34 protein-coding genes and 1 tRNA gene are annotated in these 24,698 nt (G+C 69.5%); 29 read left to right on the top strand and 6 right to left on the bottom strand.

Annotated features, from left to right (window positions below):
• Window positions 1–59: 59 nt before the first annotated feature.
• The gene (locus ACQPZZ_RS04385; protein WP_432929174.1) at window positions 60–485 is read right to left on the bottom strand and encodes an NUDIX hydrolase; all 426 of its coding nucleotides are present in this window, start codon (window positions 483–485) and stop codon (window positions 60–62) included.
• A gap of 10 nt (window positions 486–495) precedes the next feature.
• A complete protein-coding gene (locus ACQPZZ_RS04380; RefSeq protein WP_432929172.1) occupies window positions 496–1,245 on the bottom strand; it encodes a GntR family transcriptional regulator in 750 nt (249 codons plus the stop codon).
• Between the two features lie 153 nt (window positions 1,246–1,398).
• On the opposite strand from ACQPZZ_RS04380, the gene ACQPZZ_RS04375 reads away from it, so the two are divergent.
• The 19 genes from ACQPZZ_RS04375 (at window position 1,399) to ACQPZZ_RS04285 (ending at window position 10,309) form a co-directional block, all read left to right on the top strand.
• A complete protein-coding gene (locus ACQPZZ_RS04375; RefSeq protein ID WP_432929170.1) occupies window positions 1,399–1,746 on the top strand; it encodes a hypothetical protein in 348 nt (115 codons plus the stop codon).
• 99 nt (window positions 1,747–1,845) lie between these two features.
• The gene (locus ACQPZZ_RS04370; RefSeq protein WP_432929168.1) at window positions 1,846–2,073 is read left to right on the top strand and encodes a hypothetical protein; all 228 of its coding nucleotides are present in this window, start codon (window positions 1,846–1,848) and stop codon (window positions 2,071–2,073) included.
• A gap of 9 nt (window positions 2,074–2,082) precedes the next feature.
• Window positions 2,083–3,246, top strand: coding sequence for an FtsK/SpoIIIE domain-containing protein (locus tag ACQPZZ_RS04365; RefSeq protein WP_432929166.1), 1,164 nt, complete (start codon window positions 2,083–2,085; stop codon window positions 3,244–3,246).
• Window positions 3,247–3,353: 107 nt separating this feature from the next.
• Entirely contained in the window at window positions 3,354–4,058 is a 705-nt protein-coding gene (locus ACQPZZ_RS04360; protein WP_432929164.1) for a DUF2637 domain-containing protein, read from the top strand.
• A gap of 22 nt (window positions 4,059–4,080) precedes the next feature.
• Window positions 4,081–4,398: a hypothetical protein gene (locus tag ACQPZZ_RS04355; RefSeq protein WP_432929162.1), complete on the top strand. Its 318-nt coding sequence runs from the start codon at window positions 4,081–4,083 to the stop codon at window positions 4,396–4,398.
• 12 nt (window positions 4,399–4,410) lie between these two features.
• Window positions 4,411–4,566, top strand: a complete 156-nt coding sequence (locus ACQPZZ_RS04350; protein WP_432929160.1) for a hypothetical protein — start codon at window positions 4,411–4,413, stop codon at window positions 4,564–4,566.
• A 35-nt stretch (window positions 4,567–4,601) separates the two neighbouring features.
• The gene (locus tag ACQPZZ_RS04345) at window positions 4,602–5,108 is read left to right on the top strand and encodes a Pycsar system effector family protein (RefSeq protein WP_432929157.1); all 507 of its coding nucleotides are present in this window, start codon (window positions 4,602–4,604) and stop codon (window positions 5,106–5,108) included.
• A gap of 44 nt (window positions 5,109–5,152) precedes the next feature.
• A complete protein-coding gene (locus ACQPZZ_RS04340) occupies window positions 5,153–5,314 on the top strand; it encodes a hypothetical protein (RefSeq protein ID WP_432929155.1) in 162 nt (53 codons plus the stop codon).
• Window positions 5,311–5,706 (top strand): RapZ C-terminal domain-containing protein, encoded by a 396-nt coding sequence (locus ACQPZZ_RS04335; protein WP_432929153.1) that lies wholly within the window; start codon window positions 5,311–5,313, stop codon window positions 5,704–5,706. Before ACQPZZ_RS04340 ends, ACQPZZ_RS04335 begins: the two co-directional genes overlap by 4 nt.
• 51 nt (window positions 5,707–5,757) lie before the next feature.
• The gene (locus ACQPZZ_RS04330) at window positions 5,758–5,901 is read left to right on the top strand and encodes a hypothetical protein (protein WP_432929151.1); all 144 of its coding nucleotides are present in this window, start codon (window positions 5,758–5,760) and stop codon (window positions 5,899–5,901) included.
• On the top strand, window positions 5,898–6,071 hold the full coding sequence (locus ACQPZZ_RS04325; RefSeq protein ID WP_432929149.1) for a hypothetical protein: 174 nt from the start codon (window positions 5,898–5,900) through the stop codon (window positions 6,069–6,071). The genes ACQPZZ_RS04330 and ACQPZZ_RS04325 overlap by 4 nt, the downstream gene beginning before the upstream one ends.
• Window positions 6,072–6,187: 116 nt before the next feature.
• Complete coding sequence (locus ACQPZZ_RS04320) at window positions 6,188–6,388, top strand: hypothetical protein (protein ID WP_432929147.1); 201 nt, start codon at window positions 6,188–6,190, stop codon at window positions 6,386–6,388.
• 1 nt (window position 6,389) lies between these two features.
• Complete coding sequence (locus ACQPZZ_RS04315) at window positions 6,390–6,512, top strand: hypothetical protein (RefSeq protein WP_432929145.1); 123 nt, start codon at window positions 6,390–6,392, stop codon at window positions 6,510–6,512.
• 281 nt (window positions 6,513–6,793) lie between these two features.
• Window positions 6,794–6,934, top strand: coding sequence for a hypothetical protein (locus ACQPZZ_RS04310; protein WP_432929143.1), 141 nt, complete (start codon window positions 6,794–6,796; stop codon window positions 6,932–6,934).
• Window positions 6,931–7,065 carry a hypothetical protein gene (locus tag ACQPZZ_RS04305; protein WP_432929141.1) on the top strand — a complete coding sequence of 45 codons (135 nt, stop codon included), beginning with the start codon at window positions 6,931–6,933 and terminating at the stop codon, window positions 7,063–7,065. Before ACQPZZ_RS04310 ends, ACQPZZ_RS04305 begins: the two co-directional genes overlap by 4 nt.
• Complete coding sequence (locus tag ACQPZZ_RS04300; RefSeq protein WP_432929139.1) at window positions 7,062–7,298, top strand: hypothetical protein; 237 nt, start codon at window positions 7,062–7,064, stop codon at window positions 7,296–7,298. The genes ACQPZZ_RS04305 and ACQPZZ_RS04300 overlap by 4 nt, the downstream gene beginning before the upstream one ends.
• On the top strand, window positions 7,295–8,734 hold the full coding sequence (locus ACQPZZ_RS04295; protein WP_432929137.1) for a replication initiator: 1,440 nt from the start codon (window positions 7,295–7,297) through the stop codon (window positions 8,732–8,734). The genes ACQPZZ_RS04300 and ACQPZZ_RS04295 overlap by 4 nt, the downstream gene beginning before the upstream one ends.
• Window positions 8,706–8,924: a helix-turn-helix transcriptional regulator gene (locus tag ACQPZZ_RS04290; RefSeq protein WP_432929135.1), complete on the top strand. Its 219-nt coding sequence runs from the start codon at window positions 8,706–8,708 to the stop codon at window positions 8,922–8,924. Before ACQPZZ_RS04295 ends, ACQPZZ_RS04290 begins: the two co-directional genes overlap by 29 nt.
• The gene (locus ACQPZZ_RS04285) at window positions 8,921–10,309 is read left to right on the top strand and encodes a tyrosine-type recombinase/integrase (RefSeq protein ID WP_432929133.1); all 1,389 of its coding nucleotides are present in this window, start codon (window positions 8,921–8,923) and stop codon (window positions 10,307–10,309) included. Before ACQPZZ_RS04290 ends, ACQPZZ_RS04285 begins: the two co-directional genes overlap by 4 nt.
• A 115-nt stretch (window positions 10,310–10,424) precedes the next feature.
• On the opposite strand, the gene ACQPZZ_RS04280 is transcribed toward ACQPZZ_RS04285, so the two are convergent.
• A tRNA-Tyr gene (locus ACQPZZ_RS04280) sits at window positions 10,425–10,509 on the bottom strand.
• A 157-nt stretch (window positions 10,510–10,666) separates the two neighbouring features.
• Between ACQPZZ_RS04280 and ACQPZZ_RS04275 the strand changes: the two genes are divergently transcribed.
• The 10 genes from ACQPZZ_RS04275 (at window position 10,667) to ACQPZZ_RS04230 (ending at window position 20,176) form a co-directional block, all read left to right on the top strand.
• Complete coding sequence (locus tag ACQPZZ_RS04275) at window positions 10,667–11,146, top strand: GNAT family N-acetyltransferase (protein ID WP_432929131.1); 480 nt, start codon at window positions 10,667–10,669, stop codon at window positions 11,144–11,146.
• 54 nt (window positions 11,147–11,200) lie between these two features.
• Window positions 11,201–11,692: a YajQ family cyclic di-GMP-binding protein gene (locus ACQPZZ_RS04270; protein WP_363645684.1), complete on the top strand. Its 492-nt coding sequence runs from the start codon at window positions 11,201–11,203 to the stop codon at window positions 11,690–11,692.
• Between the two features lie 164 nt (window positions 11,693–11,856).
• Window positions 11,857–14,421, top strand: a complete 2,565-nt coding sequence (locus ACQPZZ_RS04265) for an MFS transporter (RefSeq protein WP_432929129.1) — start codon at window positions 11,857–11,859, stop codon at window positions 14,419–14,421.
• The gene (locus ACQPZZ_RS04260) at window positions 14,418–15,239 is read left to right on the top strand and encodes a YceI family protein (protein ID WP_432929127.1); all 822 of its coding nucleotides are present in this window, start codon (window positions 14,418–14,420) and stop codon (window positions 15,237–15,239) included. Before ACQPZZ_RS04265 ends, ACQPZZ_RS04260 begins: the two co-directional genes overlap by 4 nt.
• Before the next feature lie 33 nt (window positions 15,240–15,272).
• Window positions 15,273–15,755 carry a MarR family winged helix-turn-helix transcriptional regulator gene (locus tag ACQPZZ_RS04255; protein ID WP_363645678.1) on the top strand — a complete coding sequence of 161 codons (483 nt, stop codon included), beginning with the start codon at window positions 15,273–15,275 and terminating at the stop codon, window positions 15,753–15,755.
• A gap of 111 nt (window positions 15,756–15,866) precedes the next feature.
• Window positions 15,867–16,775, top strand: coding sequence for an ABC transporter substrate-binding protein (locus ACQPZZ_RS04250; RefSeq protein WP_432929124.1), 909 nt, complete (start codon window positions 15,867–15,869; stop codon window positions 16,773–16,775).
• Window positions 16,776–16,780: 5 nt separating this feature from the next.
• Entirely contained in the window at window positions 16,781–17,617 is an 837-nt protein-coding gene (locus ACQPZZ_RS04245) for an amino acid ABC transporter permease (RefSeq protein ID WP_432929122.1), read from the top strand.
• Window positions 17,614–18,354 (top strand): amino acid ABC transporter ATP-binding protein, encoded by a 741-nt coding sequence (locus tag ACQPZZ_RS04240; RefSeq protein WP_432929120.1) that lies wholly within the window; start codon window positions 17,614–17,616, stop codon window positions 18,352–18,354. Before ACQPZZ_RS04245 ends, ACQPZZ_RS04240 begins: the two co-directional genes overlap by 4 nt.
• 196 nt (window positions 18,355–18,550) lie before the next feature.
• A complete protein-coding gene (locus tag ACQPZZ_RS04235) occupies window positions 18,551–19,582 on the top strand; it encodes a hypothetical protein (RefSeq protein ID WP_432929118.1) in 1,032 nt (343 codons plus the stop codon).
• 18 nt (window positions 19,583–19,600) lie between these two features.
• Window positions 19,601–20,176: a pyridoxamine 5'-phosphate oxidase family protein gene (locus tag ACQPZZ_RS04230; protein WP_363645669.1), complete on the top strand. Its 576-nt coding sequence runs from the start codon at window positions 19,601–19,603 to the stop codon at window positions 20,174–20,176.
• Between the two features lie 84 nt (window positions 20,177–20,260).
• Here ACQPZZ_RS04230 and ACQPZZ_RS04225 read toward each other — a convergent pair whose 3' ends face one another.
• The 3 genes from ACQPZZ_RS04225 to ACQPZZ_RS04215 form a co-directional block, all read right to left on the bottom strand.
• The gene (locus ACQPZZ_RS04225; RefSeq protein ID WP_363645667.1) at window positions 20,261–21,109 is read right to left on the bottom strand and encodes a M48 family metalloprotease; all 849 of its coding nucleotides are present in this window, start codon (window positions 21,107–21,109) and stop codon (window positions 20,261–20,263) included.
• A gap of 89 nt (window positions 21,110–21,198) precedes the next feature.
• Window positions 21,199–22,812: an NADH-quinone oxidoreductase subunit N gene (locus tag ACQPZZ_RS04220; RefSeq protein WP_432929115.1), complete on the bottom strand. Its 1,614-nt coding sequence runs from the start codon at window positions 22,810–22,812 to the stop codon at window positions 21,199–21,201.
• Window positions 22,809–24,641: a complex I subunit 4 family protein gene (locus ACQPZZ_RS04215; RefSeq protein WP_432929113.1), complete on the bottom strand. Its 1,833-nt coding sequence runs from the start codon at window positions 24,639–24,641 to the stop codon at window positions 22,809–22,811. The genes ACQPZZ_RS04220 and ACQPZZ_RS04215 overlap by 4 nt, the downstream gene beginning before the upstream one ends.
• Window positions 24,642–24,698 lie beyond the last annotated feature (57 nt).

Here is a 24,698-nt window from a genome sequence, read left to right as displayed (position 1 = left end):
GTCACAGGACCAGCGTTGATAAGAAGGTAGACCTGCAAGGAGCGTTGATCGCCCCCGGCCTACAGTAGGCGTGTCCCGTCATGTACTCGCACAAACGGGCCGTCCTCGCGGAGCGCGTCCATGACGCGAATACCTCTCGCTTCGGGCATCCGGCTCTGTACCTCTTCCAAGGTCAGCCAGGTTGACTCAAGTGCTTCATCGCTGGGCCTGGCCTCGCCGGCGACCGGGTGGCATCGGAAGGTGAGTGAGACCACCCCGAGAACCATGTTCTTGTAGACGCCTGTCAGGATTTCTGGCTTGATCTGGACGCCGGTCTCTTCGAAGACTTCACGGATAACTGCCTGTTCCGGGCTCTCGTCCAGCTCAACCACGCCGCCTGGTGGAACCCAGCGCCCGTCATCTTCGCGGCGGATGGCTAGGACTCGTCCGTCGTCGCGGAACACGGCTGCGGTGACACTTACGGAGTGTCGAGGAAGCTCGGACATGAGTGCTCTCCTACCCTGCCGTCCACTCGTATGACAGTCGCCATTGCTGACTGGGGAAGATGTTGAACACCGTTTCGGCTGCGATGTCTTCGGCGGTGTAGGCGATCCGTGTGACTTCCAAGACCTGCTGAGCCTCCGTCAGGTTGAGGAACTGGGCTTCCTCCTCTGAGGGGTGCCGTGCCTCGATCTCCTCCACAAAGCGCGCGATGTGGTGGCCCCGTTCGCCGAGGCGGCGGTAGAGGCCGCTCGGCCCTGTGTCGGGGAGGGCGATCTCTTCGCCGCCAGCGATGGTGACTGGGATGTATGACGTCGCTAGCTGGACCGGTCGATCTCCTACGAACATGTGGCGCTTGCGCATCACAACAGGATCGCCCTCGGAAATGCCGAGGCGTTCGGCTACTACTGCCGGCGCGGGGACGGTGGCGAGTTCGACCAGTGGAGCGCGAGGTTCGAGTCCGGCTTTGCGCATCTCCTCGGCGAAGCTGCTCCCGGAGCCGTCGCCGCGGGGGATGCGGCGTACCCGCTTGACGGTGGGGATTTCCTGTACGAAGGCTCCGCGGCCGTGCTCGACTCGGACGAGGCCCTCGGCGCGTAGTAGGGCGATGGCCCTGTTGATCGAGGTCTGGTTCAGTCCGTAGGCGCGAGCTAGTTCAGGCTGGCTCGGGAGGGCGGAGCCGGGCTTGTACTTGCCTCGCTTGATGTCATTCCGGATCTCATCCGCAACCTGGCGGTAGCGGGCTCGTGGTGTCTCCACGTTCATATCACGGCCTTGGCCTCGGCTTATGACTTCTGTCACCACCCTACCTTGCCCAGTCTCACCAGCGGATCTCCGAAAGCCTCTTGCTACTTATGACATATGTGTTAGGCTACGAGAGCACGCAAGGTTATGACACATGTCAGAAGAGGAGCAGAGATGCGCAACATCCCGGTGGACATCTCGGGCCTGTCGTTCACGGTCGCGGGTGAGCCGGAGCCGAAGATCGTGGATCGGGCGACGGGTGAGGTGAAGAAGGACGCGGAGGGGCGGGACCTGTACGTGGTTCCGCTGCTGCCGAAGCCGAACGATGACCGGCGTAACCCGGTCATCAACGTGACGTTCCCCTCGATCGACTTCCCGCGCATCCCGGAGGGGGTGCAGGTGCGGCCGGTGGGGCTGTCGGCCTTCTACTGGCAGATGAACGGCCGTTCGGGGCTGGGGTTTCGCTGCGAGGCGATCCGCCCGGCGAACGAGCCCGCCCCCGCCCCCGCGCCGGCGGTCTGAACGGTCGCAAGGTAGGTCCCGGGACGGCTGTGCTTGGCGGCTTCGACCGTCCCGGGGTCTCCGATCCGCTCATCAACTGATGGAAAGGAGGACTCCAGTATGGCCGACTTCCTGATCCGCGCGACGGTCGTCGCCGCGGTCGTGGTGGTGGCGCTGCTGGTGTGGCGTCGGCTGCACCGGGTCTCGTTTTGGCTGGTGCTGGGTTTCCCGGTCAAGGCGCTGATGGTCTACGGCACTTGGCGTGCGGTGGCTTCGGGGTGCGGGCTGGCGCGGCGTCGCCGGCGTCTGCGCTGGACCTTCCCCGGCTTCCCCTACATGGGGGGCTGAGCGGTGGTCATGATGTTCACGGGCCAGCGCCGCAAGATTCGCCGGGTGGAGGTGGAGCGAGCTCCGCGGCTCGGGCTGATCCGCCCGACCGCGCTCGGTTTCCGCGTCACGGTCCGCCTGCACGATGGGCAGACGCCGGAGGACTACACGCGGGTGCTGGACAAGCTCGCCCACGCCTGGAAGGTCCATTCGGTGCGGCTGGCCGGCTGGAAGCCCGGCAAGGTCACCCTGGTGGCGACGCTGGTCGATCCACTCGACTCGGTGACGATCCCGGTCTTGTCCGATGGGCTGCTGCGGGTCCGCGTCGGGCTGCTCGACACCGGGGCGCCGTTCGTGGTCGACTTCCGCACCGTGCCGCACTGGCTGAACGTCGGGGCAACCCAGTCGGGCAAGTCCAACCTCGCCAATGACCTCGTTGTGGGGTTGGCGCCGCAGCCGGTCGCCCTAGTGGGGTTTGACCTCAAGGGCGGGGTGGAGTTCACCCCGTACGAGGCGCGGATGTCCGCTCTGGCGACCGAGCGGGCCGAGTGCGCGGACCTGCTGGCCGACCTGGTCGGCATCATCAAAGACCGCATGGCGTTGTGCCGGCGGCACCGGGTGAAGAACATTTGGCACTCCCGCCTGCCCGAGGCGGAGCGGCCGGTCCCGATCGTGGTGCTGGTGGACGAGGTCGCCGAACTGTTCCTCATGGCCGACAAGAAGAAGGAACAAGACGAGGTGTCCGCGGTCGCCACGCGGTTGCTGCGGGTGGCCCAGCTCGGCCGCGCGTTCGGGATCTACCTGGTGGTGTGTGGGCAGCGAGTCGGCTCCGACCTCGGCTCAGGCGTGACCGCGCTGCGTGCCCAGCTCACCGGGCGGATCTGCCACATGGTCAACGACGAAGAGACCGCCAAGATGGCGCTCGGCGACATGGACCCCGGCGCGCTGGTCGCCGCCCGGCAGATCTCCCCGGACAAACCGGGAACCGCCGTGGTCATCGGCTCCGAGGGCCGCTGGCACCGCATGCGCAGCGTGCACGTGACTGAGGAACAGGCCGAAGCCGCCGCCGCCGCGCACGCGCACCTAACCCCCACCTGGGCGCAGTTGACCCGCGGCGCCGCCGCGACCGGTGACCTCGACCCGCGTGAGGTGGAGGAGTTCACCGAACCGGATCTGGAAGACCTCCCCGTCTAATCCGCTTCGCTTTCGAGCGTTTCCGGGCGTGCCGTGAGCCCTCAATCACGCCAGGTCCCTACCCGACTCATGCCGAAAACCCTGTCGAACCCTGTTGGGGGTCTGTGATGTTGCGTCGTTTGCGCTCGCTGCTGGCCGATTCGGGGCCGGTGGTCGTGCTCGCGGTGATCGCGGCGGTGGGCTCCTTCGACCACATCAGCAAACTGGCCGCCAAGCACGGCCAGGCCGATTGGCGCTCGTGGGCGGTCGCGGTCTGCATCGACCTGATGTGCGTGATGGCCGCCCGCGAGATCCAACGCGACAAGCGCACCGGCCGGCGCCGCCGCGGTCTGGTGTCGTGGCCGTCGCTGGTGCTGGCCGGCGGGATCGTCCTCACCCTGGCGGCCAACCTCGCCGAAGCCGAACCCTCGGCGTGGGGGTGGATCGTCGCCGCGACCCCTGCGGGGGCGTTCCTGATCGCCATGTCGATGCTGGAACGCCGGGCCAGCCACACCCCCACCCCGGCCGTCCTGGACGGCGAACTTGTCGCCGACCAGGTCCCCCCAGCCCCGGCCACCTCCGGCGACGATCGCGCGGAACTACCGACCTCGCATGAGGTACCGGCCGAACTCGACCCCGCGCCCGCCCCTGTCCCGTCATCGTCGGCGCGCCCGGAGATCAGCCCGGCCGTGCTCGATGACGCCCGGTACTTCGCCGGAGAGTACTCCCGCCTGCACAACGCGCCGATCCCGGCGGATGAGTTGGTCCGCCGCATGCGGATCACTCCCGACCTCGCTCGTGAGCTGCTCGACCAGCTCACTCCTACCGCCTGAACCGCAAAGGAGCCGAACCGTCATGACGACCGACCCGACCGCCCGCGCTGAGTTCATCGCCGGCCTGCGTCGCCTGGCCGCGTTCTTGGCCGACAACCCCAAGGTTCCCGTCCCCGACTACGGCGCCGACATCTCCATCCACGTGGACGGCACCGACGCCCAGCAGCGGGCCGCGATCGACCGCATCGCCGACCTGATCGGCGCCCCCACCTCCGAGGGCCTGCACTACACCACCGCCCGCGACTTCGGGCCGATCAACTACCGCGCCGTCGCGGTGTGGGAGCAGACCTCCCGCGACTGGGACGCGCTCATGAGCTACCACGGCACCGTCTCCGTCTGAGGTGACCCCGTGATGCTGCGCAAGCTGACCGCCCGCGCCCTGCTGCTGTTCGCCCTGTTCTACCTGTTCACCCGCCCCGTCTCGGCCGCCGACCTCGTCAACCGCACCGTGACCGTGCTGCACGCCACCGCTGACAACGTCGCCGGCTTCCTCACCCGCCTGAACTGACCCCCCGTCCCTGTCGACTCGAAAGGAGGAGCACTGTGACCACGCTCCCGCCGCCGGTCGAGCCGGCACCGGCCGACACGGTCACGCTGGCCGACCTCTACGCCGAAGCGAGCCTGGTCCGTGCCGAACTGGCCCGGGTGGACGGAAAAGCCGGGCTGCTGCTGTCGTGGGCCGGCGCTGCGCTCGCCGTCGTCACCGCCGCGACCACCGCGGCGACCTCCACCACCCGTGTGCCCGCCGCGGCGCTGGCCGGCCTGTGGGCGGCGGCTGGCCTGCTCGGCGTGGCGGTCGCGGTGCTGCTGCTGGCCGTCCGCCCCCGTATCCCCCGCACTGGCGGAACCGGCTTCGTCGTCCACGCTCGCGCCGCCTCCCCGGCCGCGCTCCTGCACACCCTGACGGCCGCCGATGCGGCCGGTCACCTGGCCGCGGATGTGTGGCTGCTGTCCCGCCTGGCCGTGACCAAGTACCGGCGCCTGCGCCTGGCCGTGGACTTCCTCATCGTCGCGCTGCTGGTCCTGGCCGCGGCGCTGACCTTCGCCTGACCCGTCTCGTCCATCCCCTGCCATCCGGAAGGAGGGCCCCTGTCATGGGCCTGTTCAGCAAGAAGACCAGCGATACGCCGAAGCTCGCCCGCGAGGTCTGGCACACCTGCCGCCCGTGCAACGGCGTCGGCCGTCGCACCGTCCACCACATTCCGGACCGGCCCTGCCCGGACTGCAACGGCGTCGGTCGGGTGCTGGCCTCATGATCCGGGTCAAGGTCCTGTCCTTCGGCTACGGCCACGCCCCCGCCCCACAGGCAGACATCACGATCGACGCCCGCCGGCACCTGCGCAACCCGCACCACGACCCCGCCATGCGCCAGCTCACCGGCCTTGACCCCGCGGTGCGCCGGCACGTGCTGGCCACCCCGGGCGCCGACTGCCTGATCCGCCACACGACCGCCTGCGCCACGGACCTGCTGACCGCCCTGCCCCGCCCGCCGGCCCTGGTGGTCACCATCGCGGTCGGCTGCGTCGGCGGCCGGCACCGCAGCGTCGCCCTCGCCGAAGAGATCGCCGCCACGCTCCGCGGCCACGGGATCGGCGTGCAGGTCGATCACCGCGACGTGACCAAACCGGTTATCCAGCGCACCACCTGACCCCGTCCCACCCTGCTCCCGCCAAATCCCTGATCCGAAGGAGAACCCGCGATGAAGTCCCAGCACCGTACCTGCGGCACCTGCCGCGGCTACCGCACCGTCGGTGTCCTCAAGTCCGTCAAGCGCGGCGGCCAGACCGTCATCATCGAGACCCGCCAGACCTGCCCCACCTGCACCGGACGGGGCGAACTGTGACCCCCACCGCCAGCACGCACGAGGCACCCGAGACCTGCCCCGACTGCGACGGCGAGCGCCAAGTCCTCACCGCGATGGTGCTCGGCCGCGGCCTGCGACGCCGCACCGTCGAGCAGTACGCCGCCTGCCTCACCTGCGACGGCACCGGAACCCAACCCTGCACCGAATGACCGTGATCACTCATCAGCCCGACCGTCAGGCGGTCACCCAACTTCGAGCCTCGGACGGGCACGCAGCAAACCCGCTGTCCCCCTACCGCTTGCGAGATCAGGAAGGAGACCCACCCGTGGGAGACCAGGAGATCAACATCTGGCGCGCAGCTCAGAGGAGGTACCTCAAGGAGGAGCGCAAGGCATCACGCCGCGGTGAGTTCGACGGCCCCTCGGCCCCCGGAAAGGCGTACCTCAAGGCGCTGCGGCGTCGCGTCGAAGCAGACGAGCGGCTCAGCCCCGAGGACATCGCTGCGATGCAGCAGTGGGGCCTCTGACATGACCTCGCGCGAGTTCCCCGTCTACGCCTACCGCTGCTGCACCTGCAACGGCACCGGAATCGACTCCGACAACCAGCGGTGCCGCGACTGCGACGGCACCGGCATCGACAACCACCGCTGATCCCCACGCAGACACGACCAGGAAGGAAACCACCCGGTGAGCAACCACGACGACGAGACCGACGAGAACTACCAGGCCGACACCTTCTGCTGGGTCTGTGGCGAGGAAGGCCACCTTCCCGGCGATGGCTGCGCCCGCCGCGCCGGCATGTGGTAGCCGCTCCGGTCCAGCAACCGCGCACCACTCCTGCGTAATTCGACGCCTCCACGGGGCGGCCAGAGCTTGCCGGCACAGCCGTCCCGCGGGGCGTCTCCCTCGCCTCACAGCAAGGAGACACCAGTATGCGCCACCTTCGCCCCGTCACGCCCATGCTCCGCTCCGGTAGGGCCTGGCTGCCGCCCGGCACCGCCTCCACCTGGGTCTGCCAGTGCGGCGGGATCAACCCCCGCACCTCGACCACCTGCGCCAGGTGCAGCAAGTGAGCGTTGGTCACTACCGCACCTGCCCCACCTGCAACGGCTTCTGCTCCACCGGCCTCGACCCCAACCGGCGCCCCATCCCCTGCCGCACGTGCAACGCCACCGGCCGCATCTACGTCCGGGGCCGCAAATGAGCCGCTACCAGGTCCAGATCACCGAGACCTACGCCCTCGGCGCACAGCGCCCCTGGTCCACCGTGCGGCGGGTGCTGGCCGTGGAGTCCGGCCCATGCCTCGCGCCGGTCCTCATCCGGCTCGGCCGCCTCCACCGGCACATCGCCTGCGGACGCCGTCTCCCCCACGACCGGCAGTGCCGCAACTGCTGCCCCCGCATCGTCGTCACCGAGATAAGGAGGATCACCGCTTGAGCGCGCCTACGCCGCTCGCCGAGCTGGTCGGGCCGGTCATCCGTGACCTGGCCCGCCGCTCGGGCAAAGACCTCACCCGCTGGCTCGACCAAGTCGCCCGCCTGCGCGGCTGCACAGAGCCCGTCCGCCTCACCGGCGAAACCCTCACCGTCGATGCCGGCACCGGTGAGGTCCTGCACAGCTACACCACCAGCAACGAGCCGCACGGGCAGCTCCTCGTCCGCTGCGGCAACCGCCGCGCCTCCCGCTGCCCCTCCTGCGCCGAGCTCTACCGGCGTGACACCTTCCACCTGATCCGCGCCGGCCTGATCGGCGGCACCAAAGGCGTCCCCGAAACCGTCCGCACCCACCCGCGGGTCTTCGCCACCCTGACCGCCCCGTCCTTCGGTCCCGTCCACCGCGGGCCGAACAAGCACGGCACCCCTCAGGTCTGCCATCCCCGCCGCTCGGGGCCGGCCTGCTTCGAGCGCCACGCCGCCGACGACCCTCGCATCGGGCAACCCCTCGACCCCGACACGTATGACTACGTCGGGCATGTGCTGTGGAACGCCCACGCTGGGGACCTGTGGCGCCGCTTCACCATCTACCTGCGCCGCCACCTCGCCGGCGCCGCCGGCATGTCTCAGGCCGCGTTCAACCGGCAGGTCAAAATCTCCTTCGCCAAGGTCGCCGAATACCAAGCCCGCGGCGTCGTCCACTTCCACGCCATCATTCGCCTCGACGGCCGACCCGACGACCCCGACGACACCACCCCGATCCCGCCGCCGGACTGGGCCGGCGTGCAGCTCCTCGACGGGGCGATCCGCTCGGCCGCCACTGCGGTCCACATCGACGCCCCCGACCTCGGCCAACCCACCCTCGATCTCCACTGGGGCGACCAGGTGGACGTCAAGCTCATCGACCCCGCCGACCTCGACGGGGAGGGCGATCAGCTCACCGAGCAGAAGGTCGCCGGCTACGTCGCCAAGTACGCCACCAAAGCCGCGGAATCCGCCGGCACCCTGGACCGGCGCATCCGCTCCCACGACCTGATCCACCTGCGCGACAAGGGCGCCAGCGAGCACGCCGCCCGGCTGATCCGCACCGCCTGGGCCCTCGGCGACCCCGTTACGCATCCGGAACTGTTGGATCTCAAGCTGCGCAAGTGGGCGCACATGCTCGGCTTCCGCGGCCACTTCTCCACCCGATCCCGCGCCTACGCCACCACCCTCGGCAAGATCCGCCAGGAACGCGCCGACTACCTCCACGCCCAACTCCGCGAAACCGGCGGGGCCTACGACCCCGACACCACGCTCGTACTCGCGCACTGGCGCTTCGCCGGCCAGGGCTACACCCCCGGTGAATCTGCCTTGGCCGCGGACCTCGATCCTTCGACGCTGCCTGACCAGGAAGGAGGAGACATCACAGATGACTCGCACGCTTCGCGTTCTCTCTGATGCCGCTGAGAGCAGTAAGCCGCTCACGGTCGCTGACTTCTGCGCCGAACTTAGGATCTCCCGCAGCACCTTCTACGACTGGCGTGCCAAGGGTCGCGCCCCCAAATGCATCACCCTCCCCAACGGCAGTCTCCGCATCCGCCGATCTGAGTATGAACGCTGGCTCGCCTCTCGTGAGGACGCTGCATGATGAACAGCACCTACGACGTGCGGGTATGGCATGTACTCACCAACAAGAACAAGGGCGGCAACACCTACTCCGTCCGCTGGGTCACGGCAGGTAAACCCTGGCGGGAGACCTTCAAGACCCGAGCGCTCGCCGAGAGTTTCCGCGCTGAACTGCTCACCGCGATTCGCAAGGGAAACGCGTTCGACCCGACTACCGGCCGGCCTGTCCAGCATGCGGGGCAGCGTGGGCAATCGGTGACCTGGTGGGCGCTCATGTGTGACTACGTTGACCATCGGTGGGACGAGTCGGCTCCCAACACCCGCCGTACGATCGCGGACGCCCTTGCCAGCATCACCCTTTGTCTTCTTCCCAATGGCACGGGCAGCCTGTCAAAGCTGGACATCCGCCAGGCTGTGATCAAGTGGGCCGCGCACAAGCCGCGTCGCGCGGGCGGGAACGTGCCCGAGGAGATCGCCCGGGCGGTGGCTTGGCTGGAGAGGAATACGGTTCCGGTGTCCGCACTGGCGGACGAGGCGGTTGTCTTGGACACGTTGAAGGGCATCTCCAGAACGTTGACGGGCAAGACGGCCGCAGCTACCACCATCGCACGTAAACGCGCGGTGTTGTACAACGTGCTGGACTACGCAGTGAGCCCGGGGAGACTTCTGCCGAGTAATCCGCTGATCAGTGTGAAGTGGAAAACGCCGAAGGTCGCTGAGGAGGTCTCTCCTCGTCGTGTCATCAACCCTCGGCAAGCAGAGGCGCTCTTGGCCGCGCTCGAGAAGGTTTCTGGTCGGCTGACTGCATTCTTCGCCGTGATGTATTACTCCGCCCTGCGGCCGGCGGAAGCCGTCGACCTGTCCATAGACGAAATCGACCTTCCGAGCACGGATGCCGCCGACGAGTGGGGGTGGTTCTACCTCGGGAATTCTGCTCCGGCGGTAGGGGCCGACTGGACGGGTAACGGGAAGCGGCGGGAGTCGCGGGGACTCAAGCACCGAGCACGCAAGGCAGTTCGGCCGGTCCCGATCCCGCCGCCGTTGGTCGCGATCCTTCGCAACCATCTCGCCAGGTACGGCGTGAGCCCGGACGGCCACCTGTTCATCGGTGAACGCGGCGGGCCGTTGTCTGAAAGCGTCTACGGCCGTGCCTGGCAGAAGGCTCGCGCGTCCGCGCTGGGCAAGTCAGGGGTCGCCTCGCCCCTTGCGGAACGGCCGTACGATCTTCGTCATGCTTGCGTGTCCACGTGGCTCAACGCCGGCGTCCCCGCGCCGCAGGTCGCGGAGTGGGCAGGGCACAGCGTGAACGTACTCCTGCGGGTCTACGCGAAGTGCATCGCGGGTCAGGACGAAGTCGCCCGGAACTTGATCGCCAAGGCTCTCAAGCCCCCGACAGAGTCCGACTGATCGCCGACGCGCATACGACGCGAGTAGCCGTAGAGCCTCGATGTCGGCCGTAGACAGCCGGACAAGCAAAGAAGGCCCTTCACCGCATCTCTGCTGGTGAGGGGCCTCTTGCTGCTGGTGGCAGGTCCAGGGTTCGAACCTGGGTAGGCTGAGCCGACGGTTTTACAGACCGCTCCCTTTGGCCACTCGGGCAACCTGCCTTGTCTTCCGCTCGCCGCGGCGACAGGTAGAAGAATAGCGGACTTCCCGGGTGCACGTGACATGGGTTCCGCGCCGGCCCCTCGCATGATCCTCGGGCAGCAGAGGGTCCCGGAAACTCGGAAGCGGGCGCGGGGGCCCACCGGCCATAGTGGGTCGGTGATCAGACGAGCCGAACCGGCGGATCTCGCGGCCCTGGCGGCGATCGAGCGAGCCGCGGACGGGATGTTCGTGCCGCTCGGCATCGCCTTCCCGCCGGGCACCACGGTGATCGAAGAGTGCGACGATCCCGGGCGTGTCATCGTGGCCGGGCGGCCACCGGTGGGATTCGCCCTGCTCGGGATGGTCGACGGCCTGACCCACCTCGAGCAGATCGCCGTGCGTCCCGGCCACGGCAACAGAGGGATCGGGACAGGGCTCCTCGACGCCGTCTGTGCGGCCGCCACACAGGCCGGCACCACGGCAGTGACGTTGACGACGTTTCGCGATGTGCCGTGGAATGCCCCCTGGTACGCCCGCCGGGGCTTCCGCGTCGTCCACCCCCACGAGTGGGGGCCCGAGCTCACCGCACTGGTCGAGCACGAGCGGGCCCTCGGCATCGAGGTGGCGCCCCGCGTCGTGATGAGGAAAGACCTCTGATCACAGCGGCGCCCACTACCCTCAAAGGGCAACGGAGAGAGGACACGGACACCGATGGCCGACAGCAGTTTCGACGTGGTGAGCAAGATCGACCGGCAGGAGGTCGACAACGCCCTGAACCAGACGGTCAAGGAGGTCGGGCACCGCTTCGACTTCAAGGGCACCGGCGCGAGCATCTCCTGGTCGGGGCAGAAGGACATCGAGATCAAGGCGAACAGCGAGGAGCGGGCCAACGCCGTTCTCGACGTCTTCAAGGACAAGATCGTCAAGCGCAATCTGTCCCTCAAGATCCTGGACGCGGGCGAGCCGAAGCTGTCCGGCAAGGAGTACCGCCTGGTGGTCTCCCTCAAAGAGGGCATCGACCAGGAGAACGCCAAAAAGATCTCCAAGCTCATCCGGGACGAGGGCCCGAAGGGCGTGAAGGCACAGATCCAGGGTGAGGAGCTCCGGGTCAGCTCCAAGAAGAAGGACGACCTCCAGGAAGTGATCTCCCTGCTCAAGGGCAAGGACCTCGACATCGCCCTTCAGTTCGTCAACTATCGGTGATACGCGTCACAGCGCGACACTGACGGAAAGGCCCTGACCTGCGGGTTCAGGGCCTTCGTCGTCTCCGGAAGACCCCGTGGCCATGACTATTTGATTGCCCGAAGCAACGATCAAGATATGATTGCTTAGGGAAACTAAGTTTGATCACACGGGGAAGGACTTCGATGGCGAATGCGATGACCAGGGAGACGCCGCCAGGCGCGGCGTCCCCCGCGATGACGCACCGGGAGATCCTGGAGGCGCTCTCGGGTCTGATGCTGGGGATGTTCGTCGCGATTCTGTCGTCGACCGTCGTGTCGAACGCGCTCCCCACCATCACGGCGGAACTGCACGCCGACGAGACGACGTACACCTGGGTGATCACCGCGACGCTGCTCGCGGCGACGGTCTCGACACCGATCTGGGGCAAGCTGTCCGACCTGTTCAGCAAGAAGCTGCTCATCCAGCTCGGCCTGGTCGTGTACGTGATCGGCTCCGCGATCGCCGGCCTGTCCCAGAATCCCGCGATGCTGATCTCGGCGCGGGTGGTGCAGGGCCTGGGCGTCGGCGGTCTTACCGCCCTTTCCCAGGTGATCATGGCGGCGATGATCCCGCCGCGTGAGCGGGGGCGCTACTCGGGCTACCTGGGGGCGGTGTTCGCCGTCGCCACTATCGGCGGCCCGCTGATCGGCGGTCTCATCGTGGACACCGACTGGCTCGGGTGGCGCTGGTGCTTCTACGTCGGCGTGCCCTTCGCGATCATCTCGCTGGTCGTGCTGCAGAAGACCCTGCACCTGCCCGTGATCAAGCGCAAGGTGCGCATCGACTGGGGCGGCGCGGTCCTCATCGCCGCGTCGGTCTCGCTGCTGCTGATCTGGGTGTCGTTCGCGGGCAACAAGTACGACTGGTTGTCGTGGCAGACCGGCGCCATGGTCGGCGGGGCCGTGGTCCTCGCGGCTCTGTTCCTGCTGGTCGAGACGAAGGCCGCCGAACCGATCGTCCCGCTGCGGCTGTTCCGGATGCGGACGGTCAGCCTCGCCGTGGTCGCCAGCGTGCTGGTCGGCGTGGCCATGTTCGGCGCGACGACCTTCCTGAGCCAGTACTTCCAGCTCGCCCGCGGTGAGACGCCCACGGTGGCCGGCCTCATGACGCTGCCGATGATCCTCGGCCTGGCCATCTCCTCCACGGTCTCCGGTCAGATCATCACCCGCACCGGCCACTGGAAGGTCTTCCTGGTCTCCGGCGCGTTCGCCCTCACCGCCGGGTTCGCGCTGATGGGCACGCTGCGGTACGACACCGACTACTGGCTCGTGGCCGTCTTCATGTTCCTCATCGGCGTCGGCGTGGGCATGAGCCAGCAGAACCTCGTTCTCGCCGTGCAGAACCAGGTGCAGGCGGAGGACCTCGGCGCGGGCAGCTCCGTGGTCGCGTTCTTCCGCTCCCTCGGCGGCGCGATCGGCGTGTCGGCGCTCGGCGCCGTGATGGTCAACCGCGTCAAGAACTACCTGGAGGAGGGCCTGTCCGCGCTGGGCGTCAGCGGGACCGGCACCGAGAGCGGCTCGATCCCCAAGCTCTCCTCGCTGCCCGCGCCGATCCGCACGGTCGTCGAGAGCGCGTACGGCCACGGCGTCGGCGACCTGTTCCTCTACGCCGCGCCGGTCGCCTTCCTCTCGCTGATCGCCGTGCTGTTCATCAAGGAGGTCCCGCTGCGGACCAGCGCGATCAGCGTCCGCGCCGAGGCGCCGGAGGCCGACGAGACCCTCACTCCGCAGGCCGCTCCTCAGCGGAACGGTGTCGCACCAGGGCGGCACGCCCAGCGAGACGGGCAGCAGCGAGACAGGCAGCGGCCGATCACGGCCGACGCGGGGTTCGCCTCGCCGAACGGCCACGCCCCCACGCAGCCTCTGGGCGCGCAGCCCCTGAACGCACAGGTTCTCACCGCGACGCAGGCCCAGCCGTACGCCGCCGTCGCCCTGGAGACGTACGGCCCGGACGGTGTGGAGATCCGCGGGTTCGTCAAGGGCCAGGACGGTGTGCCCGTGGGCCGCGCGACGCTCACGCTGATCGACGTACGCGGCCACCAGCTCGGCCGTACGGTCACCAGGGACGACGGGGGCTACGCGCTCCAGACCCCGGGCAGCGGGACGTACGTGCTGATCGCGTCGGCGGGCGACCGTGACCCGCAGGTCGCGACACTGGTCGTGGGCGACCAGCCGGTCGACTTCGACATGGTGCTCGCGGCCTCGGGCCGGCTCGTCGGCACCGTACGCGGCGTCGACGGGACGCCGGTCGCCGAAGCGGTGGTCGTCGTGACCGACGTACGCGGCGAGGTCGTGGCCACGAGCGCGACCGACGCCGAGGGTGGCTTCACCTTCTCCGGCATCGTGGCCGGCACCTACACGCTGACGGTCAGCGGCGCGGCGTACCGACCGGCCGCCGTCCCTGTCGAGGTGCTGGGCACCGGCCAGACCCGGCACGACGTCGTGCTGCTGCCCGGCGCGCGGGTGCGGGGCACGGTACGCGTCAAGGACGGCGTGCCGCTGGCCGACGCCAGGGTCACGCTGCTCGACGCCGCCGGCAACGTGGTGGGCGTGGTGACGACCGGCGAGGACGGCGAGTACGCCTTCACCGACCTGACCGGCGGGCAGTACACCATCGTCGCCAGCGGCTACGCGCCCGTGGCGAGCACGCTGAACCTCGGCGGCCAGGGCGACGAGCCGCACGACATGTGGCTGGGACACGAGCGATGAGCGTCTCGGAAGCCCTCCCCAGGGGATTGCACGCCCTGGTGCGGAGCAGGGACGGCTGGGCCGTCCAGCACGCGGTCGTCACGGTGACCGACACGACCGGCCACCAGGTGGCGCGGGCGGAGGCGGACGCCGACGGGCAGATCGTCACCGCCCCGCTGCCGCCGGGGGTCTACACGGTGGTCGCGACCGCGATCGGGTACGCGCCCGCCGCGTCCACCGCGATCGCGACCGCCTCGGGCGCCGCCGAGGCCGGCACGCTGGTGCTGGCCCGGCAGGGCGGCACCGAGCTGCCTCCGCCCGGCGTGTGGACGATCGACCCGGAACACTCGAAGATCTCCGCCACGGCCCGGCACCTCGGCCTCAGCAGCGTGCAGGGGCGGTTCACCGAGTTCTCCGGCCGGATCGAGATGGGCGCCACTCCGGAGGAGTCGTCCGTGGTCGCCGAGATCGTCGCGGAGTCCATCGACACGGGCAGCCGGATGCGCGATGATCACCTGCGTTCCGCGGACTTCCTCGACGTCCCGGTGCATCCGCTGATCGCATACCGGAGCACCGGGCTGTCGCCGGCGGGCCCGGACCGGTGGACGGTGCACGGTGTGCTGACGCTGAGCGGCGTCAGCCGCCCGGTCGATCTCGACCTGACGTACCTGGGCACCGGCCCGGACCTGTGGGGCGGCCTGCGGGCGGCGTTCCGCGCGGTCACCGAGCTGCGCCGCGAGGACTTCGCGATGACCTACAACCAGGTCGTGCAGGCCGGGATCTCCCTGATCGGCGCGACACTGAAAGTAGAGCTGGACATCCAGGCGGTGCGCGGGTAGTCCCTGCCACACGCAGTCAGGAGGAGGCAGGCCATGACGGAGGCGGAGATCGCTCCCCGACCGCCCACTGCCGGCGAACGCGAGGCGTACTGCGCGGTCGAACGGCAGCTCGCCATCCTGTTCCGGCGCGGCAGGGCGCTCTCCGCCGGGATGGGCCGCAAGGTGCACCCCGAGCTGGACCCCGGCGCGTACGGCCTGCTCGTCCGCATCGACCAGAGCTCGCCGATGCGGTCGAGCGACCTGGCCGCCTACCTGCGGGTCGGCCGGGCGACGATCAGCCGTCAGCTCAAGGTGCTGGAGGAGCTGGGGCTGATCAGCCGCAGCCCCGACCCCGAGGACGGCCGTGCCCACCTGCTGGCCCTCACCTCCGAGGGGCGCAGGCGGCTCGACGACGCGCGGGCCGCCCGCGAGAGCCGGCTACGGACGCTGCTGGCCGCCTGGCCGGAGGAGGACGTGCGGCTGCTCGCGCGGATGCTCGAACGGTTCAACTTGCTCACCGAGGGACTGCATCTGTGACACCAGGGGTCACAGCCGTTACTACCTGCGCACCATGCGGTGGCCAATCCGTCATAAGGGGCGCTTAAACTGCGCTCCAGACGTTTTCGCATCACAAACAAGGAGGCCGGAGTGGCTCCCTGGTCCACGTATCGGAAAGCGGCGAGCATCGGCGCGGCGACGCTGGCGGCGGCGCTGACCGTCACCGCCTGCGGGAGCGACTCCGCCGGCTCGGGTTCGGCGACGGCCTCGGCCGCCCCGGGGGGCGTCGCCCTCGTGAACGCCGGCAAGATCACGACCTGCACGAACATCCCGTACGAGCCGTTCCAGTTCAACCAGGGCGACAAGGTCGTCGGGTTCGACGTGGACATCGTCGACCTGGTCGCCAAGAAGCTGGGCGTGACTCAGGACATCGTCGACATCGATTTCGCGGCGATCAAGAGCGGCGCCGCCCTGAACGCCGGCAAGTGCGACGTGGCCGCCGCCGGCATGACGATCACCGACGAGCGCAAGCAGAACCTGCTGTTCTCCGACCCGTACTTCGACGCCACCCAGGCGCTGATGGCCAAGAAGGGCAGCGGGATCACCTCGCTGGACGACGTCAAGGCCAAGAACCTCAAGCTCGGCGCGCAGGCGTCGACGACGGGCCTCGAGTACGTCAAGAAGCAGGGCTTCGAGCCGATCGAGTTCGCCGACTCCCCCAAGGAGCTGCTCGGCCTGCAGACCGGCCAGGCGGACGTGATCGTGCAGGACCTCCCGGTCGTGTCGACCTGGCTGAAGAAGCCCGACGTCGGCGCCAAGTTCGAGCAGGTCGCCAGCCTCGACACCGGTGAGCAGTACGGCATCGGCATGAAGAAGGGCAACGACGCGCTGGCGAAGACCGTCAACGAGGTTCTCGCCGCCGCCAAGGCCGACGGCACCTACAACGAGATCTACAAGAAGTGGTTCGGCACCGAGCCCGGCGCGGCCTCGGGCGGCGGAGCGGACGGATCGGGCGCCGAGACCCCGGCCACGACCGAGTCGCCCGCCGCTGGATCGTGAGTCCCGTGAGCGAGCAGCAGGCAGCCGCTTCCACACCGGCCGGGCCCCGCAAGGGGCTCAGCCCGCGGAAGAAGCAGCGGATCAGCCGGGGCGTCCAGTACGTCCTGCTGGTCGTGATCCTGGTCGTCCTGGCCGCGCTGGCCGACTGGAAGGCGATCGGCGAGTCGTTCCTCAACCTCGACGTCGCCGGCAAGGGCCTGCCCGACTTGTTCACGGTGGCGTTGCGCAATACCGTGATCTACACGCTGTCGGGCTTCGCCCTCGGCTTCGTCGCGGGTTTGGTGCTGGCCCTGATGCGGCTGTCCTCGGTCGCACCCTACCGGTGGCTGTCGGTGATCTACATCGAGATCTTCCGCGGCCTGCCGATCCTGCTCATCTTCCTGATGATCGGGAGCCTTCCGCTGGCGTTCCCCGGCTTCGCCCTGCCCGGCGGCTTGTACGGCAGCGCCGCGCTGGGGCTCGGCGTCGTCTCGGCGGCGTACATGGCGGAGAACTTCCGGGCGGGCATCCAGGCGGTGCCGAAGGGACAGATGGAGGCGGCGCGGTCGCTGGGCATGCCGCACATGCGCGCGATGGTGTCGATCATCATTCCGCAGGCGATCCGGATCGTGCTGCCGCCGCTCACCAACCAGCTCGTCATGCTGCTGAAGGACTCCTCGCTGGTGCTGATCCTGGGCGTCACGGCCGCCCAGGTGGAGCTGGCGAAGTTCGGCAACGACCAGTCCTCCACGTTCGCCAACCCCACGCCGATCCTCGTGTCCGGCATGACCTATCTGCTGATCACGATTCCCCTCGGGTATGTCGCGAGGCGGCTCGAAGCGCGTCAGGGAGCGGGCCGATGAGCACCGTCGAGATCAGGAACCTGCACAAGTCGTTCGGCAGGCTCGAAGTCCTCAAGGGCATCGACTTCACGGTCGAGAGCGGCCAGGTCGTCTGCGTGATCGGGCCGTCCGGGTCGGGCAAGTCGACGCTGCTGCGCTGCGTCAACCTGCTGGAGCAGCCCACCTCCGGCCAGGTGATCGTGGACGGCGTCGAGCTGACCGACCCCGACGTGGACCTCGACGCGGCACGCCGGCGACTGGGCATGGTGTTCCAGCAGTTCAACCTGTTCCCTCACCTGACCGTGCTGCGCAACGTCACGATCGCCCAGGAGCGTGTGCTCAAGCGGCGCAAGAACGAGTGCGACCGCATCGCCCGCGAGAACCTGGAGAAGGTCGGCCTCATCGACAAGATCGGCGCCTATCCGCCACAGCTGTCCGGCGGCCAGCAGCAGCGGGTCGCGATCGCCCGCGCGCTCGCCATGAACCCCTCGCTGATGCTGTTCGACGAGCCGACCTCGGCGCTCGACCCCGAACTGGTCGGCGACGTGCTGTCGGTCATGCGGCAGCTCGCGGAGGACGGCATGACCATGCTGGTCGTCACCCACGAGATGGGCTTCGCCCGTGAGGTCGCCGACCGCGTGGTGTTCATGGACGGCGGCGTGATCGTCGAGGACGGGCCGCCCGAGCAGGTCATCGCCGACCCGCAGCACGAGCGGACCCGGGAGTTCCTGAGCCGGGTGCTGCATCCCGGCGTCTGACGCGGACGACACGAGACGATACGAGACGAGGCGGGGCCGTCGCGGCGCCCGCCTCGTCTCGTCTCGTCTCGTCTCCGGGGGCTCCCTTCCGCGGGCCCCTCGCGGACTCATCGTGGCCCATTCGTGACAGAACCTTTCGTCGTCGCACCGCATCTACCCAGGCGACAGCCATCCTGGCGGGACGAAAGGAACTCCGATGAGAAAGCCCGCGATCCTCGCCCTCTCCGCGGCGGCCACCATGGCGCTGACCACTCTCGCCGGCCCGGCGCAGGCGCGTACGGGAGCCGTCTCCGCCTCCGCAACGGCCTCCTCCTCCGGGTCCGCCATCCGGTACGCCTGGCTGAAGTCCTGCAGCAAGAAGGACAACTACTTCCCGTGCGGCTCGTGGCACCTCCTGCTCGGCAACGGCCGTGACAGCGTCCTCAAGGACGCCCGGGTGTTCCCCCGCACGGCGAAGGGGAAGGTCGACAAGCAGTCGTACACGGCCCTGTCGGTCAGCGGCGACGGCCGCCACGTGTCGTACTTCCGCGACAAGGACGGCAGGCTCGTCGTCCGCGACGTGACCACGAACAAGGTCCGTGTGCTTCCCCGCTCGGTGTCGAAGCTGCCCAAGGGCGTCGGCATGGGGGATCTCGCCACGACCCTGTCCCGGGACGGCGGCCTCCTCACGGTCGATTACTACGACGAGAACGACAAGGTTCCGTCTCTCCTCGTGGACGTCCGCACGGGGAAGGTGCGCAAGGTCCGGGCCGACGCCGCCGTCATGGGCTTCAGCCCCGACGGAGAGCACCTGCTCGTCTCCCGTACGACCGCCGAGAACACCACCGAGTTCAGCGTGTACGACCGGGACGGGCGGCGGACGAACAGTCAGGTCGTGCCGCAGGTGGTGGCCCACAACAGTCCGACCGCGCTCGCGGACGACGGCTCCTCCGTGGCGGTGCTGATCACCACCACCTCCGGCACGCGGCGGCTGCGGGTGTACGACCTTTCGAACGACAGCGTGGGCGAGGCGGTGAACGTCCACGTGCCCAAGAAGGAGTCGGCCAAGCGCCTGGAGTGGACCTCCGGCGGCGACCTCAAGCTCTGGGAGACCCTGGACTCGAAGAAGACGGGCGAGACGACCGGGGTCGTGGTGCGCAGCCTCGACCCCGGCACGGGAGCCACCGCCACGCTGGACTCCTTCCGAGTGAAGTCCAGCCTGTGGACCTGGTGGCTGCCCGGCGAGTGAAACGGGTTATCGTCGCATATGGGCAAGATGTACGAGAAGCTCACCGACCGGCTGCGCGAGTTCGTCACCACGCAGCCGGTCTTCTTCGTCGCGACCGCTCCCGAGCAGGGTGGTCACGTCAACGTCTCCCCCAAGGGGTACGCGGACACCTTCGCGGTCATCGACGACACCACGGTGGCCTACCTCGACCTCGACGGCAGCGGCGTGGAGACCGTCGCCCACATTCGCGAGAACGGCCGCATCACGCTGATGTTCTGCGCCTTCAACGGCCCGCCGAAGATCGTCCGTCTTTTCGGCACCGGGCGGGTGGTGACCCCCCGCGACGCCGACTTCGCCGGCCTGCTCGCGCTCTTCGGGCCGCATCCGGGAGTGCGGTCGATCATCGTCGTGAGCTGTGACCGCATCGCCGACTCGTGCGGTTACGCGGTGCCCTTCATGGCGTACGAGCAGGACCGGACGCTGCTCGACGAGTGGGCGGGGCGCAAGGACGTCCAGCAGCGGCGGGACTACCGCGCCAAGCACAACCGGGAGAGCATCGACGGCCTGCCCGCGCTGGCGGCCGAGGAGACCGACCCGGCCATGCAGCACTCCTGATCGGCCATGCACGCTGGGCGAGGGCGGTGGTTCGGTTGTGCGCCCCCGCAGGCCCGGATGTGAAGGCGGCGTCCCGTGGCGGGCTCACCTGCGGTAGCCGGCCATCCGCTCCAGACGGGCGATCCGTGCGGCGACCGGCGGATGGGTCGCGAACAGCCTGCCGATCCGCGCGCCGCGAAACGGGTTGACGATCATCATGTGACCGGCGGAGGCGAGCCTGCCGTTCTCCGGAAGCGGCAGCCTGCGGACCTCCATCTCGATCTTGCGCAGCGCGGAGGCGAGAGCCAGCGGGTCGCCCGTAAGCCGTACGCTCGCGTCGTCGGCCGCGAACTCCCGGGAGCGCGCGATCGCCACCTGGATCATCGTGGCGGCGACCGGGCCGAGGATCATCACGAGGACGGCGCCGAGAAACCCCGGAGCCTCGTCGTCGTCGGAGCCGAAGAACAGACCGGCGTACCCGAAGTACGTGATCATGGTGGCGAGCGCGCCCGCGACCGAGGAGATCAGGATGTCCCGGTTGTGGATGTGCGACAGCTCGTGGCCGAGCACGCCCTTGAGCTCACGCTCGTCCAGCAGCCCGAGGAGACCGTGCGTGACGCACACCGACCCGTCGCGCGGGTTGCGCCCGGTCGCGAACGCGTTGGGCTGCATCGTCGGAGACACGTACAGGCGGGGCATCGGCCCGCGCGCCTCGGTGCACAGCTCGCGGACGACCCGGTAGAGGGCCGGCTGCTCCACCTCGGCCACGGGCCGGGCCCGCATGGCCGACAGCGCGATCCTGTCGGCGGAGAAGTAGGCGACGCCGGCGACCGCGAGAGCGACCACGACCGCGATGCGGGCACCCATGCCGCCCCCCAGCCAGGCCCCGGCCACCAGGAGCGACGCGGACAGCGCCCCCAGCAGGACCGCGGTGCGCAGGCGGTTGTGGTGCACGCCTCCTCCTCACGGTTGGGTGTGTCCGGTTCGGTGCGTCCAGCCCTACCAACGCGCATGGCCTGGACGAACGTTCCCCGTGAGGAACCTCACTGCGCGACCGACAGCACCACCTGCGGAGCGACGGAGAAGACCACGGTGACGGCGACCGTGACGGCGACGGCGACCCCCGCCGCCGCTCTCATCGAGACCGTACGGCTCTCGCCCGCCGCGGGCGGCGCGAACAGCCGGGCGGTCCAGGCGATGTAGTAGTACAGCCCGGCCACCGTATTGACGGCCACGACCACGGCCAGCCAGCCGAGTCCGCCGTCGACGACGGCCCGGAAGACGACGATCTTCGCGAACAGGCCGGCGAGCCCGGGCGGCAGCCCGGCCAGGCAGACGAGGGCGAAGGCGAGGGACAGCCCGGCGGCCGGGCTTCGCCACACCAGCCCCCGGTACGCCTCCAGGTCGCCGGTCTCGGCGTCCCCCTCACTCCCGAAGCCGCCGCCGCTGAGATCGCCGGGGTCGTCGGCGCGCCGGCGGGTCATGAGCGTGACCACCGAGAAGGCGATCAGGTTCATCGCGGCGTAGAAGACGAGATAGGCGACCGACGCCCCGACGGCCACACGGGGTTCGGCCTGAGGTGCAGCATGGGGTTCGGCGGCGTAGGCGGCCAGCGGCGCGAGGATGTAGCCCGACTGCGCGACCGACGACCAGGCGAGCAGTCGGACGGCGGCGCTCTGCCGCATGGCGAGGACGTTGCCCGCCGTCATGGTCAGGGCGGCGACGACCGCCACTCCGGGAGCCCACAACGCCGCCTGCCCCGCCAACGCCGACGTCAGCAGCAGGATCAGCCCGGCGAAGCCCGACGCCTTGGACACCACCGACAGCAGCGCCGCTATCGGAACCGGCGCGCCCCGGTAGACGTCCGCCGCCCAGAAGTGGAACGGCACCGCCGCGATCTTGAATGCGAAGCCCGCCACCACCAGCACCACGGCCACCGCCGTGACCTGGGCCATGTCACCGGCCGTCCGCAGGGCGGCGGCGATGCGGCCGAGGTGGACCGAGCCGGTCACCCCATAGAGCAGCGACACGCCGAACAGCGTGATCGCGGTGGAGACCACGGAGACCAGGAAGAGCTTCAGGGCCGCCTCGGATCCGCGGCCGTCGTGGCGCCTGAGCGCGGTCAGCGCGAAGACCGGCAGCGACACCAGTTCCAGCGACACGACCAGCATGATGAGATCACGGGAGGCCGGCAGCAGGACCGCCCCGGTCAGCGTGGCCAGCAGCAGGAAGTACCACTCCCCGGCCGGGATACGGCCGCGCTCCGCGGGCCCGGTGCCGCGTTGCACGGCGATCTCCGTCATCGACAGCAACACGACGACCAGCCCGGCGGCGAGCACGACCGCCGCGATGACCAGGGTGAAGCGGTCCGCGACGAACGAGCACGACGCCGCGGCGGCCCGGCCGGAAGCGGACTCGCCGCCGAGGGAGGCGGGGACGCAGAACGTGCGCCGGGTCGCGCCGCTCACGGCCTGGGCGGCCACCACGGCCAGGGCCGCGGCCAGGCCGCCAAGTGTGACGAGGCCGAGCGCGCGCGCACCGCCGGGACGGGCGGGCAGGAACGCGTCGAGCAACAGCACGAGCCCTGCCACCAGCACGAGGACCAGCGGCGCCGCCACGGCGGCGTAATCGATGGACTGGATCGTCCCGCCGGTCATGGAGCCGCCCCCGATCCGAGGAGCGACTGGACGGCGGGCGTGGTCACGGCGAGCAGGGCCTTGGGCCACAGGCCGAACAGCACGATCAGCGCCACCAGCGGCAGCCAGGCCGCCAGCTCGTACGCCGAGACCTCGCCGAACCGCCGCCGCCCCCGGCCCGCTTCCGCGGCATCGGCGGCGCCCGCCCCGAAGACGCCGGCGGCTCCCGCCGCATCGGCCCCGCCGTCGTCCGCCGCGGTTCCGAGCTCCCCCGGCACCGCCGCGGCGCCCGCGCGGGCGGTCTCCTGCCGCACGTCCTCGCGGTCCAGCGCGGCCACGGCGGCTCCCGTCGCGACGGGCTCGACCGGCTCCGCGCCCTCCCCCACCTCGCTGAGCACCTCGCGTACGCCCTCGGCGGTGGCGAGCGGAGGCCTCGGCGGCTCATCCGGCCTCAGAGGCTCATCCGGCCCCGGCGGAGGCTCAAGAGGCCCGCCGAGCGGGATCGTTTCGACCGCCCGGCCGTGCGTCACCCGCGAGAGCATGACCAGGAAGTAGGCCGCCGTGAGCACCGTGCCGAGCCCGCCGACGGCCATGAACACGAGGAACAGCGGCCGGGAGAGCACGGCGGCCGGGCGGAACGCGCCGAGCAGGGCGAGCATCTCCCCCCAGAACCCGGCGAGACCGGGCAGGCCCAGCGAGGCGACGCACGCGAAGGTCAGCAGCGACCCGACGTACGGGAGGCGGCGCAGCATGCCACCGCCCAGCCGGACCATGTCCGTCGTGCCGTACCGCTCCTTGACGGCACCGGCGAGGAAGAACAGCAGACCGGTGATCAACCCGTGGGCGACGTTGGCGAACAGGGCGCCGTTCAGGCCCACCGGCGTGAGCGAGGCGAACCCGAGCAGCACGAACCCCATGTGGCCGACGGACGAGTAGGCGATCATCCGTTTGAGGTCGCGCTGGGCCAGGCAGGCGAGCGATCCGTACGCGATGCCCACGACGGCGAACGCGCCGAGCCAGGGAGCGAGGGCCGCCGCCCCCTCGGGAAGCACCGGGATCGCGATCCTGGCGAAGCCGTACGAGCCCATCTTGAGCAGCACGCCCGCGAGCAGGACCGAGCCGACGGTCGGCGCCTCGGTGTGCGCGTCGGGCAGCCAGGTGTGCAGCGGCCACATGGGCGTCTTCACCGCCAGGCCGAGGCCGATGGCGAGGAACGCGAGGATCTGCGCGGATCGGGTGATGCCCGCGCCGTGGCGCCCGGCCAGCGCGACCATGTCGAGAGTCCCGGCCTGCGTCCGGACGACGAGCAGGCCGATGAGGAGAACGGCCGAGCCGAGCAGCGTGTAGAGGATGAACTTCACGGCCGCCGCCCGCCTGCCCGCACCGCCCCACAGGGCGATCACGAAGTACATCGGGACCAGCACGACCTCGAAGAACACGAAGAACAGCAGCAGGTCGAGGGCGAGGAACGTGCCGATCATGCCGACCTCGAGCACGAGCAGCGTGACGACCAGCGCGCCGGGTCTGCCTCCCGCGGGCGGGTGCCCGGCGAGGTGGACGAAGCACAGGAACGCCAGCAGCGCGGTCAGCACGACGAGCGGCAGCGAGACGCCGTCCACACCCAGGTGGAACCGCAGGCCGAGGCCGGGGATCCACGACTGGTCGGTCTCCAGCTGCATCGTGGCGGGCCGCCCGTGGTCGAAGACCGCCGCGAGCGCGGCGGCCAGGACCAGGACCAGGGCGGAGACGGCGATTCCCCAGGCCACCGCCCTGTCCCGTACGGCCGGAACGGCGGACGCGACCGCGCCGACCAGCGGCACGGCCACGAGTGCGATCGGCAGCCAGCTCACGTCGTCACCGCCCGTGCGAAAAGACGTGGGCGACCGGTCCGATCGGCCGCGAACGGC

The sequence above is a fragment of the Microbispora sp. CA-135349 genome, from assembly GCF_050947365.1.
Classification (GTDB): domain Bacteria; phylum Actinomycetota; class Actinomycetes; order Streptosporangiales; family Streptosporangiaceae; genus Microbispora.
This window is presented reverse-complemented; position numbering and strand designations above follow the sequence as displayed.